This is a genomic window from Pseudomonas sp. MUP55, from assembly GCF_034043515.1.
Lineage (GTDB): Bacteria > Pseudomonadota > Gammaproteobacteria > Pseudomonadales > Pseudomonadaceae > Aquipseudomonas.
Map to the genome: position 1 here is coordinate 318,653 of NZ_CP138214.1, position 12,383 is coordinate 331,035.

Sequence of the window (12,383 nt, forward strand, 5' to 3'; positions counted from 1 at the left end):
TGTGGGAACCCTTGAAATATGGGATCCTGCAGGCAGATAAGGAACCCTCAACTAAGCTCACAGTCGCATACACACTGGCACGTCAGCATCACGCAAAAGGAGCCTGCATGGGCGGTCGCATTTCCACATTTCTGTTCGGCCTTGGCTTACTGACGCTGCTTGGCGGCTGTGGCGAGGAAAAGGCCGAACCCAAGGCCCATTCCCGAGTTTTCGTGCAAACCGTGCAGCCGGCGGATTTTGCCGCGGCGGTCACGCTCACCGGGGATATCCAGGCGCGGGTGCAAACCGATTTGTCCTTTCGTGTGGGGGGCAAGATCATCCAGCGCATGGTCGACGTCGGTGATCGAGTGACGGCCAAACAAGTGCTGGCCAAGCTTGACCCCAAGGACCTGCAAACCAACGTCGACTCGGCCCAGGCCCAGGTCGTGGCCGAGCAGGCGCGGGTCAAGCAAACGGCTGCCGCCTTCGTGCGCCAGGAAAAACTCTTGCCCAAGGGCTACACCAGCCGCAGCGAATACGACGCCGCCCAGGCCGCGCTGCGCAGCAGCCAGAGCGCCTTGGCCGCCGCCCAGGCCCAGTTGGCCAACGCCGGTGAACAACTCGGCTACACCGCCTTGATCGCCGATGCGCCGGGCATTATCACGGCGCGCCAGGCGGAAGTCGGCCAGGTGGTACAAGCCACCGTGCCGATCTTCAGCCTGGCCCGCGATGGCGAACGCGACGCGGTGTTCAACGTTTACGAGTCGCTGCTGGTGGAACCGCCGCCGGATGCGCCGATCACCGTCAGTCTGCTGGATAACCCGACCATCAAGGCCCAGGGCAAGGTGCGTGAAGTCACCCCGGCCGTGGCCGCCAACACCGGCACTGTGCAGGTGAAGATTGCCCTGCAAAGCCTGCCCAAAGGCATGGAACTGGGCTCGGTGGTGAGCGCCACCGCCAATGGCCCGGCCAAGGCCAGTATCGAGTTGCCGTGGTCAGCCCTGACCAAAGACCTCAGCGAACCCGCCGTGTGGCTGGTGGACGGCGAGGGCAAGGCGCAACTGCACAAGGTCACGGTGGCACGCTACCTCACCGGCAAAGTGATTATCGGCGACGGCCTTAAAGGCGGCGAAAAAGTCGTGGTGGCCGGTGGGCAGTTGCTGCACCCCGGCATGCTCGTCGAAATCGCCCAGCAAGGAGCGCAGCCATGAAGCAACTGACGGTTATCCTCGCCGCCAGCCTGTTGCTGGTGGCCTGCTCCAAGGAAGAAGCACCGCCCGAACCGGTGCGCCCGGTGCTGTCCATGGAAGTGAAGGCCGAAGACCAGGAAAACCTCGGTCGCTTTGCCGGCACTATTCAGGCGCGCTACGAAAGTAACCTGGGTTTCCGCGTACCTGGCCGTATCGCTCGCCGCACTGTGGACGTGGGCGCCGAGGTGGAGAAGGGCGCCTTGCTCGCCGTGCTCGACCCCACCGACCAGCAGAACCAGTTGCGCGCCGCCCAGAGCGACCTGGCCCGCGTGCAGGCGCAGTTCATCAACGCCCAGGCCAATGCGCGCCGCCAGCAAGAGTTGTTCAACCGTGGCGTCGGCGCCCAGGCTCAGCTCGACGTGGCCCAGACCGACCTGAAAACCACCCAGGCGAGCCTCGACCAGGCCCGCGCCTCGGTCAATCAGGCGCGGGACCAGCTCAACTACGCCGAACTGCGCACCGACCACGCCGGCATCGTCACCGCGTGGAATGCCGAGGCCGGCCAGGTGGTCAGCGCCGGCCAGCAAGTGGTGACCCTGGCTCGGCCGGACATCAAGGAAGCGGTGATCGACCTGCCTGCCGGCCTGGCCGAGCGCCTGCCCGCGGACGTGGTGTTCCGGGTGGCCGGGCAACTGGACCCCAGCGTGCAGACCACCGCCATCGTGCGCGAGATCGAGCCCCAGGCCCAAAGCGCCACGCGCACCCGTCGCGCGCGCTTGACCCTGGCCGAGACGCCCGCCGCGTTTCGCCTGGGCACCGCCATCAGCGTGACCTTGAGCACCGCCATTGCGCCACGTATCGAGCTGCCCCTGAGCGCGCTGCAGGACGTCGACGGCAAGACCCGCATCTGGCTGCTCGACACCCAGAGCCAGACGGTGCAACCGCGTGACGTCACGGTCGTCAGCCGTGACACCAAAAGCGCACTGCTGAGCGCGGGTATCAAGCCCGGTGAGCGCGTCGTCACCGCCGGTGTGAACAGCCTGAAAGCCGGGCAAAAAGTCAAAATCGACGAGGACAGCCCGCGATGAAAGGCAGCTTCAACTTATCCGACTGGGCCCTCAAGCATCAGTCCTTCGTCTGGTACCTGATGTTCGTCGCGCTGCTGATGGGCGTGTTCTCGTACATGAACCTGGGCCGCGAGGAAGACCCCTCGTTCACCATCAAGACCATGGTGATCCAGACCCGCTGGCCGGGCGCCACCCAGGAGGAAACGCTCAAGCAGGTCACCGACCGCATCGAGAAAAAACTCGAAGAGCTCGACTCCCTCGATTACGTCAAAAGCTACACCCGCCCGGGCGAGTCCACGGTGTTCGTGTTCCTCAAGGACACCACCAGCGCCAAGGCCATTCCGGAGATCTGGTACCAGGTTCGCAAGAAGATCGACGATATTCGCGGCACCTTCCCCCAGGGCTTGCAGGGGCCGTCGTTCAACGATGAGTTCGGTGATGTGTTCGGCTCGGTGTACGCCTTTACCGGCGACGGCTTGTCGATGCGCCAGCTGCGCGACTACGTGGAACAGGTGCGCGCCGAAATCCGCTCGGTGCCGGGGCTGGGCAAGGTCGAGATGATCGGCCAGCAGGACGAAGTGATTTACCTGAATTTCTCCACGCGCAAACTGGCGGCCCTGGGCATCGACCAGCGCCAGGTGGTGCAAAGCCTGCAATCGCAGAACGCGGTGACGCCCGCCGGGGTGATCGAAGCCGGACCGGAGCGGATTTCCGTGCGCACCTCGGGGCAGTTCGCCTCCGAGAAGGACCTGGCCAACGTCAACCTGCGCCTCAATGATCGCTTCTATCGCCTGGCCGACATTGCCGACATCAGCCGTGGCTACGTCGACCCGGCGCGGCCGATGTTCCGTTTCAACGGCAAGCCGGCGATTGGCCTGGCGATTGCGATGCAGAAGGGCGGCAACATTCAGTCGTTCGGCAAGGCGCTGCACGGGCGCATGGACGAGCTGACCGCCGACCTGCCGGTGGGCGTCGGCGTGCACAAGGTCTCGGACCAGGCCGAAGTGGTGGAGGAGGCCGTCGGCGGCTTTACCAGTGCGTTGTTCGAAGCCGTGATCATCGTGCTGGTGGTGAGCTTCATCAGCCTGGGCATGCGTGCCGGGCTGGTGGTGGCGTGCTCGATTCCGCTGGTGCTGGCGCTGGTGTTCGTGTTCATGGAATACAGCGGCATCACCATGCAGCGGGTGTCGTTGGGCGCCTTGATCATCGCCCTCGGCCTGCTGGTGGACGATGCGATGATCACCGTGGAAATGATGATCACACGCCTGGAAAAAGGCGAAACCAAGGAGCAGGCGGCGACCTACGCCTACACCTCCACGGCATTCCCGATGCTCACCGGTACCCTGGTGACCGTGGCCGGTTTTGTGCCGATTGGCCTTAACGCCAGTTCGGCGGGCGAGTACACCTTCACCTTGTTCGCGGTGATCGCCGTGGCGATGCTGGTGTCGTGGGTGGTGGCGGTGCTGTTCGCACCGGTTATCGGCGTGCATATCCTCAGCGCCAATGTTAAACCGCACAGCGCCGAGCCTGGGCGCATCGGCCGTGCCTTCAATGGCGGCATGCTCTGGGCCATGCGCAACCGCTGGTGGGCCATCGGCATTACCGTGGGGTTGTTCGTGGCCTCGGTATTTTCCATGCAGTTCGTGCAGAACCAGTTCTTCCCGTCGTCGGATCGCCCGGAAATCCTGGTGGACCTGAACCTGCCGCAGAACGCCTCGATCAATGAAACGCGCAAAGCCGTCGACCGCCTCGAAGCCATCATCAAGGACGACCCGGACATCGCGCGCTGGAGCACCTACATCGGCCAGGGCGCGATCCGTTTCTACCTGCCGCTGGACCAGCAGTTGGAGAACCCGTACTACGCGCAGCTGGTGATCGTGAGCAAAGGCCTGGAGGAGCGCGGCGAGTTGATCACGCGCCTGCAGAAACGCCTGCGCGATGATTTTGTCGGCATCGGCAGCTTCGTGCAGCCGCTGGAAATGGGCCCGCCGGTCGGGCGGCCGATTCAGTATCGCGTGTCCGGCAAAGACACCGACCAGGTGCGCAAGCACGCCATCGAACTGGCGACCTTGCTCGACCAGAACACCCACCTGGGGGAAATCATCTACGACTGGAACGAGCCGGGCAAAGTGCTGCGCGTGGATATCGCCCAGGACAAGGCGCGGCAACTGGGGCTGTCGTCCGAAGACGTGGCGCAGTTGATGAACAGCGTGGTCAGCGGTGCCTCGGTGACCCAGGTGCACGACGATATCTACCTGATCAACGTGGTCGGCCGCGCCGAAGACGCCGAGCGCGGTACGCCGGAAACCTTGCAGAACTTGCAGATCGTCACGCCCAACGGTACCTCGATCCCGTTGCTGGCCTTCGCGACCGTGCGCTATGAGCTGGAGCAGCCGCTGGTATGGCGTCGCGACCGCAAGCCGACCATCACCATCAAGGCCGCGGTGCGCGATGAGATGCAGCCCACCGACCTGGTCAAGCAGCTGGCACCGACCATCCAGAAGTTCAGCGATGGCCTGCCGGTGGGTTACAAGGTCGCCACCGGCGGCACCGTCGAAGAAAGCGGCAAGGCCCAGGGTCCGATTGCCAGCGTGGTGCCGCTGATGCTGTTTTTGATGGCGACGTTCCTGATGATCCAGCTGCACAGCGTGCAGAAGATGTTCCTGGTGGCGAGTGTCGCGCCGCTGGGGCTGATTGGCGTGGTGCTGGCGCTGATTCCCACAGGCACGCCCATGGGCTTTGTGGCGATCCTGGGCATCCTGGCGCTGATCGGCATCATCATCCGCAACTCGGTGATTCTGGTGACGCAGATTCACGAGTATGAAGTGGCGGGCTATTCAGCATGGGACGCGGTGGTGGAAGCGACCGAGCATCGACGCAGGCCAATTCTGCTCACCGCGGCGGCGGCCAGCCTGGGCATGATCCCGATTGCGCGGGAAGTGTTCTGGGGGCCGATGGCCTACGCGATGATCGGCGGGATCATCATTGCGACGCTGCTCACGTTGCTGTTCCTGCCGGCGCTGTATGTGGCCTGGTACAAGATCCGCGAGCCAAAACAGGAAGAACGCGGTTAAACATGTGGGAGGGGCAAGCAGTAACCTGTGGCGAGGGAGCTTGCTCCCGCTGGGCCGCGAAGCGGCCCCGAACCATGGGACTGCTGCGCAGTCCAGCGGGAGCAAGCTCCCTCGCCACAGGTACGGTGTCGCCTTAACGGATCGGCATTAGCGCAAGCCCCCGCCCTCAATTGAAAGTCCACAGGACTTTTGCACAGTGGGAAACTTCCTGAATTGACGCTTGGCGCTCCGGCCAACCGCCGGGTGTTTTACTCTGCGGCTTCCACTGTCGACGGTCGCCCGCCATGCACCCTGTGCGTCATACCTTGCTGATGTGTTGTCTCCTGCTATCGCCGCTGACCTTCGCCGGCACGGTTCTGGAAAATAAGCTGTGGCGCGTCGAGCTTGAGCCCGCCACGTTGGCCTTGCGAGTCACTCCTGCGGGCGAAGCTGCGGTACAAGCCTCCAGCGGTGTGGCCGCGCATGCGGTCAATGCACTGCAAGCCGATGCTAAGCAGGCCGCCTGGCAATGGGACAACGGCGCCTATCGCCTCACGGCCCGGCTGGAACAGCGCGAACTGTCCCTGACCATCCAGGCCCGCGAGGCAGGTGAACTGGCCGTGCTGCGTCAGCCGGCCAGCGCCATGGGCCAAGGGCTGATCTGGCCGTTGGCCGAAGGGCATTACGTGCCTGCCGGTAACGCCGTGTGGAAGGATTTCCTGCTGGAACAAGGCGCGCTCGATACCACCCAGGACCTCAGCCTGCCGCTGTGGGGCGTGGATCACGGCCGCTTTACGCTCAACTGGCTGCTGACCAACCCCTATAACAACCGACTTGCATGGCGAGCGGACGGCCAGGGCCTGGCGTTGTCAGCGTCCCATGAATTCACCTCGCTTGAGCCGCACGCACCGATGACGCTGCGCCTGTACCTGGGCGAGGCCGACCCGTTGGCCGGCGCCAGGCGCTATCGCCAGTGGCTGGTCGGGCAGGGCCGTTACGAGCCACTGGCGGACAAGCTGCGGCAAACCCCCGAAGCGGAAAAATTGCTCGGTGCCAGTCACGCTTATCTGTGGGGCAACGGCTTGCTGGCGCTGGAGGATGTGCGTGACTGGCCAAGGTTGATCAAACGGCTGCGCACGCACGCGCTCAAGGGACTGATGGACAAAGAGACCGCGACCTTACTCGCAAAGACCGCCCCCTTGAATCCCTATGAGCAGACCGTGCTGTTGCGCGGCCTCAATGCGGCCATCAACACCCAAGCCCGCCAGGCGTGGCAGGTGCAAGAGCCCGACATGACGCGCCTCGCCGCGCGCTACGGTGAGTTGCGCAGCGAGCTGGCAGCGGATTTTGCCGGGGCCTTGAGTGATCGCCCGGAAGCCTGGGGCGGTTCGGCTATCCAGGCTTTGCGCGACGCCGGTCTGGAGCGTCTGCTGGTGACGCTGAGCGAAGGCTGGGAAGGCGGTCTGTGGCACCCCGAAGCCATTCGCGCCGGGGTGGATGCCGGTTACTTGATGGCGCCCTACGACTCCTATGAAACGGCGCTGTCGGCGACTGAAAACCCTGACTGGACCACTGCCCATCTGGGCGGCAAGGCGTACCGGGAATGCGCGGTGGTGTTGAAGGACGGCACGCTCAAGGTCGGCTTCCAACAATCGGGCTATTACACTGACCCGCGCTGTGTGCGGCCATTGCTGGAGGCGCGGGTGCAGGCCGTGCGAGCCAAAGCGGGCTTCAATGCCTGGTTCCTGGATGTCTACGCAGCCGGCATGCTGTTCGACAATTATCGCAGCGGCGCCAGCATGACCCAGGCGCAAAACGCCGACGCCAATATCGACGCCTCGCGCTGGATCAACACCGTGCCCAAGTTGGCGACGGGCTCTGAAGACGGCAACGCCATCACCGCCCAGGGCATCCTGTTTGCCCATGGCATGCAAACCCCGGTGATGGGTTGGGGCGATCGCGAGATGACTCGGGACGCTCAGTCACCTTACTACGCGGGCAACTGGTACCCGCCGGAGCAACCGACCGTATTCTTCAAGCCGGTGCCTTTGAAAGCGTCGCTGCGCACGGTGTATTTCGACCCGACGATGCGCTTGCCGCTGTATCAGGCGGTGTTCCATGGCTCGGTGATCACCACCCATCACTGGTTGTTCGACAGCCTGAAGCTAAGCAATGTGCGGGTTGAAAACGAGCTGGCCCAACTGCTTTACAACGTACCGCCGCTGTATCACCTCAGTGCGGCGACGCTCAAGCAGCGGCTGCCGGTCATGCAGCGCCAGGACCGGTTTTTCCGCCCGTTGCATCAGCGCCTGGCGACCCAGGCGATGACGGATTTTCGCTGGCTCACCGCAGATAAACAGGTGCAGCAAACCACGTTCGCCGATGGCACGCGGCTGGTGGCGAATTTCTCGGCGGGAGAACAACAAGGCTATGCCGGGCGTAGTGTGACGGCGCTGGTGGAGGGGGAAAAGCCGCTGGTGTATCAGGTGGGTCATCAGGGAAATTGAGTCCATCTCCCTCCCTCATCTGGAATGCATCCCCTGTGGGAGGGGGCTTGCCCCCGATAGCATCAGCCCAGGCAATACACCCCTCAAACCCGCCGCCACACACTGGCCAACCACGGCTGCCGCTCCCGAGGCAAACCCGCCGGCCGGTAATAATGCTCCAGCTCTACAAAGCCGGCCTCAGTCAGCAAGCCTCGCCACGCCTCCAGGTCGTGATAAGACCCATACCGCGGTCCGTTCCAGCCCTCCTGGTTGTCACCGCGAGGGTTGGAGCTGAACAGCACGCCCCCAGGCTTCAACGTGCCATGCAGTTGCTTGAGCACTCGGGGCAATTCCTGCTTGGGAATATGAAACAGCACCGCATTGGCAAACACCCCGTTGAAGCGCTCCGCGGGCAAGTCCAGCTTGAGGAAGTCCTGCTGCAGCACCTCGCAGCCACTGTCATTGCGCGCCATTTGCGCGAACCGCTCGGAACCGTCCAGCCCCACGGCGATATGCCCCAGGCGTGTGAAGGTCTGCAAGTCCCGGCCCGGCCCGCACCCGAAGTCCAGCACGGTAAACGGTGGCGTGCCGTGGATATGTCGCAGCAGCGCGTCGATGTTCTGGCTCACATCGTGATCGCGGGTGCCTTCACGGAAGTCTTCGGCCACCTTGTTGTAATGGCCGAGGGTGGTGGAGGTGATTTTCTGGAGGTCGTCAGGGGCGAGTTTCATGGCGTGGCGCACTGCTGCGGCTGAGGTGGTGGGACTATACCTCAGGCCGCGTCCGGTTCAGTTGAAAGACGTTTATCGGGCGTAGGATGCTTCACTGTTTTGTGGCGTGAGTTTCTGACATACCGCACGGGTGGATTGTGGGTAACATCCCGGCCCTTACTTCAAGAGGCTTGTACATCCATGGAACCGGAAAATAGCACCCCCAACAAAGTGGAGCGATATGCCACCCAATTGAGCAATGGGCTGTTATGGCTCAATGAGCGCGCCTGGCCGCTGACGGTGGGTATCCTGTCGGTGGCGGGCCTGTATTTGTATCAATACATCCAGGTGGAGAAGGTGCCGCTGAGCATTCTGTCGGGGGCGGCATTTACCGCGTTGCCGGCGATGTTCGCCATGCTGGTTTTTGTGATCGGCATGATGGGTGCGTCGATCCTCATCCCTACGTTTATCCTGTTCAAGCGCCTCAACGATGCAGGTGTGCGGCTTAGCGACCAACTCAATCTCAGCGCACAGTCGCCGCAAGTAACGGCTCAACATCGCCGTCTGTTGCTGCACTGGGGCGCCAGCGTGATAGTGCTGGGTGTCTTCTGGTTGTGCGCCGTGTACCTGTCGGCGAACGTAGACAGTGGGCCTTTGCTGACCACCAGCTGGATTGTGGCAATCGTGCTGGTGGTGCTGGCTTACGTTTGGATCATCATTCGGGCGCGTCCCGCCCACGTCGCGCTGCGCGATATATCCGGCGAATTCTGGATGGCCAGTGCCGGCGCGGGTGTCATCCAGATGCTGGTTATCCTGATCGTGACCGTGCCGGTTTCCCGCGCATTCAGCGAGTACTCCGACAGCGTGGTGTTGTTTGCGCCCTTCATGGCTGCCGAGTTGCTGGTGCTGTTCTTGATTCAGGGCAGTGGCGCCTGTCTGGTCGTGAGCATGAACCACCACAAGAACCCGGTGGCCAGCGCTTCACTGGCGGCCTTTACGCTGCTTATCGTTCTGGGCCTGATTCCCGCCACGGGGGCGAAGTTGGGTGGCATGCCTTTGCAGGCTTCCGCATCGGGAGGGCGCGCCTGCACCCTGATGGTCTGGTCAGCCGAGGCCAAGGTACCTGCGGCGCTGGCCGACGCCCAGAGCCCGCAACGCAGCGTGAAACTGCGAATACTGGCGGATTCGGACGGCAGCTATATCGTGCGACCGTCGCAGGCCAAGGAGAAAACCATCACCTTCGTGCCCCACGCCAATGTCGCCCAACTGGACGAGTGCCCCTGAACTCAGCGCTTGTTCAGCGCGCGCGCCAACCGATCGCCGCCCAGCTGAATCACTGCCACCAGCACCACCAGCAGCACGATCACGGTGAGCATGATTTGCGTATCGAAGCGCTGGTAGCCGTAGCGGTACGCAATGTCGCCCAAGCCACCGGCGCCAATCGCCCCGGCCATGGCCGATGAGTTGATCATGGTCACCAGGGTGATGGTGAACCCGCCGACGATCCCTGGCAGCGCTTCGGGCAACAGCACATGCCAGATGATGTGCCAGCGGCGGCACCCCATGGCCTGTGCGGCTTCGATCAACCCATGGTCAACCTCGCGCAGGCTCACTTCGGCGATGCGCGCAAAGAATGGCGTGGCCGCGATGGTCAGCGGCACGACGGCCGCCCATACGCCGTAGGTGGTGCCCACGATCAGGCGGGTGAACGGGATCAGTGCCACCATCAGGATCAGGAACGGAATGGAGCGGAACAGATTGACGAAGGCGCCCAGCACGCGGTTAAGCGCGGGTGCCTGGTAGATGCCGCCTTTGTCGCTGGTCACCAGAAACACCGCCAGCGGAATCCCCACCAGCAAGGCGATCAACGACGACACGCCCACCATCAACAAGGTGTCGATGGCGCCCTGCAGCAAACGATCAAACCACATAGCCGAGTACCTCCACCTGTTGCGCCCAGCGCCCGGCGCGGTTGCGCAGCTCTTCGGCATTGTGCGGCGATCCATTGACCGCCAGTAATAATTGCCCCAGGGCATGCCCCTGGATGCGTTCCACACCGCCTTGCAGCAAACGCACGCGGCCGCCGAGGGCGCTGAACAGCGCGGCCAGGTCCGGTTCGTCTGTGTCGCTGCCGGTGAACTGCAAGCGCAGCACCAATGCCGCGTCGGCCGAGGCGGGTGTGGCGCGCAGGCGGCTTTGCAGCTCGGGTGGCAGCCCATGTTGCAGCGGTGCCAGCAGGGTTTTGCTGACGTCATGCTGCGGGTTGCCAAACACTTGCCACACCGGGCCCTGCTCGACGATACGTCCGTGTTCCAGCACCACCACGCGGTCGCAGATTTCGCGGATCACCGCCATCTCATGGGTGATCAGCACGATGGTCAGGCCCAGGCGCTGGTTGATCTCGCGCAGCAGGCCGAGAATTGACTGCGTGGTCTCCGGATCTAGGGCCGAAGTGGCTTCGTCGCACAGCAGGATCTCGGGGTCGTGCACCAGCGAACGGGCGATGCCCACGCGCTGTTTCTGCCCGCCCGAGAGCTGCGCCGGATAGGCCGTGTGCTTGTCCTGCAGACCCACCAGCTCCAGCAGTTCACGCACCTTTTGTTCACGCTGCGGCTTGGGCACCCCGGCGACCTTGAGCGGCAGTTCCACGTTCTGCCACACGGTCTTGGCCGACATCAGGTTGAAGTGCTGAAAGATCATGCCGATGCGCCGGCGCAGGGCTACCAGGCGGTCTTCGTCGAAGCCGCCGATGTCCACCTGATCGATCAGCACGCGCCCGCTGCTGGGTTGTTCCAGCCGATTGATGGTGCGGATCAGTGACGACTTGCCGGCGCCGCTGCGCCCAATGATGCCGAACACTTCGCCACGTTTGATCGCCAGGTCGATGCCTTGCAGGGCGTGCACCGTGCCGTCATAGGTTTTGCCCAGGTTGATGAAACGCACATGGGCGCTGTTCAAGTCCGGGTGCAGTTCGGTCTGCTCGGCGTCCCTGGGCAATGTGCTCAGGTCGCGCAGTTGGGCATGGGCGGCGCTCATTTTTTATCGTCCCAGCCGACTTGGTAAAGCTTGCCGAGGGATTTATCCAGGGCGGCGCGCACCACCGGCGAGTGCTGGTAGATGTCGACGAACTTGATCACTCGCGGGTCGGTTTTGCTCTTGGGCTGGACCACGAACTGGATCACGTATTCCGGGTGGTCGAGGCCGTCGAACAGCAGCGCCGATTCCGCATCGAAGGTCTTGGACAGGCGGATGTACGCTGGGTAGCCCTGCACCAGGTCGGCGTCGTCATAGGCGCGCACCAGTTGCACGGCTTCCACCTGCAGGATCTTGATCTTTTTCGGGTTGCTGACGATGTCATCTTCGGTGGCCTTGTAGCCCACGCCCGGCTTGAGGGTGATCAGCCCGGCCTTGGCCAGCAGTTGCAGGCCACGTCCGCTGTTGATCGGGTCGTTGGCGATGGCCACGCTGGCGCCTTCGGGCAGGTCGTTGAAGCTTTTGTACTTTTTCGAATACAGACCGACGTTGTTGATGATGCCCGGCGCGTAAGGCACCAGGTCAAACCCGGCGGCGGCCTTGGCGTTTTCCAGGAAGGGAATGTGCTGGAAGTAGTTCACGTCGATATCGCCGGCGGCGAGGCTGACGTTCGGAGCGATCCAGTCGGTGAACTCCACCAGTTCGACTTTAAGGCCCTGTTTGCCGGCTTCGGCTACAGCGGCTTCCAGGGGAATGGCGAAGGCGGCGGTGGTGCCGACTTTCAACGGCGCGTCAGTGGCCATTACGGCCGAGCTGAACAGACTGAAGGCCAGGGCCAGTGCTTTGACTGGGTGGGTGAGCAGTGTTTTTTTCATAAGTGTTTTCCAGTCATAAGAAACAATGAAGATCCAATGTGGGAGGGGGC

9 protein-coding genes are annotated in these 12,383 nt (G+C 63.0%); 5 read left to right on the forward strand and 4 right to left on the reverse strand.

Annotated features, from left to right (window positions below; all coding sequences use genetic code 11):
- Positions 1-107 precede the first annotated feature (107 nt).
- The 4 genes from SC318_RS01310 to SC318_RS01325 all read left to right on the forward strand — a co-directional run bounded on the left by SC318_RS01310 (position 108) and on the right by SC318_RS01325 (position 7,796).
- Positions 108-1,190, forward strand: a complete 1,083-nt coding sequence (locus SC318_RS01310; RefSeq protein ID WP_320429331.1) for an efflux RND transporter periplasmic adaptor subunit — start codon at positions 108-110, stop codon at positions 1,188-1,190.
- A complete protein-coding gene (locus tag SC318_RS01315; RefSeq protein WP_320429332.1) occupies positions 1,187-2,257 on the forward strand; it encodes an efflux RND transporter periplasmic adaptor subunit in 1,071 nt (356 codons plus the stop codon). Before SC318_RS01310 ends, SC318_RS01315 begins: the two co-directional genes overlap by 4 nt.
- Positions 2,254-5,310, forward strand: coding sequence for an efflux RND transporter permease subunit (locus SC318_RS01320; RefSeq protein ID WP_320429333.1), 3,057 nt, complete (start codon positions 2,254-2,256; stop codon positions 5,308-5,310). Before SC318_RS01315 ends, SC318_RS01320 begins: the two co-directional genes overlap by 4 nt.
- A gap of 284 nt (positions 5,311-5,594) precedes the next feature.
- A complete protein-coding gene (locus tag SC318_RS01325) occupies positions 5,595-7,796 on the forward strand; it encodes a glycoside hydrolase (protein ID WP_320429334.1) in 2,202 nt (733 codons plus the stop codon).
- An 83-nt stretch (positions 7,797-7,879) separates the two neighbouring features.
- Here SC318_RS01325 and SC318_RS01330 read toward each other — a convergent pair whose 3' ends face one another.
- The gene (locus SC318_RS01330) at positions 7,880-8,506 is read right to left on the reverse strand and encodes a class I SAM-dependent methyltransferase (RefSeq protein WP_320429335.1); all 627 of its coding nucleotides are present in this window, start codon (positions 8,504-8,506) and stop codon (positions 7,880-7,882) included.
- 180 nt (positions 8,507-8,686) lie between these two features.
- Here SC318_RS01330 and SC318_RS01335 point away from each other — a divergent pair, with 180 nt between their 5' ends.
- Complete coding sequence (locus SC318_RS01335; RefSeq protein WP_320429336.1) at positions 8,687-9,769, forward strand: hypothetical protein; 1,083 nt, start codon at positions 8,687-8,689, stop codon at positions 9,767-9,769.
- A 2-nt stretch (positions 9,770-9,771) separates the two neighbouring features.
- On the opposite strand, the gene SC318_RS01340 is transcribed toward SC318_RS01335, so the two are convergent.
- Genes SC318_RS01340 through SC318_RS01350 form a run of 3 tightly spaced genes read right to left on the reverse strand, consistent with a single transcriptional unit; the run spans position 9,772 to position 12,333 of the window.
- A complete protein-coding gene (locus SC318_RS01340) occupies positions 9,772-10,416 on the reverse strand; it encodes a methionine ABC transporter permease (protein ID WP_320429337.1) in 645 nt (214 codons plus the stop codon).
- Positions 10,406-11,521, reverse strand: coding sequence for a methionine ABC transporter ATP-binding protein (locus SC318_RS01345; protein ID WP_320429338.1), 1,116 nt, complete (start codon positions 11,519-11,521; stop codon positions 10,406-10,408). The genes SC318_RS01340 and SC318_RS01345 overlap by 11 nt, the downstream gene beginning before the upstream one ends.
- Entirely contained in the window at positions 11,518-12,333 is an 816-nt protein-coding gene (locus SC318_RS01350) for a MetQ/NlpA family ABC transporter substrate-binding protein (protein WP_320429339.1), read from the reverse strand. The genes SC318_RS01345 and SC318_RS01350 overlap by 4 nt, the downstream gene beginning before the upstream one ends.
- Between the last annotated feature and the right edge of the window lie 50 nt (positions 12,334-12,383).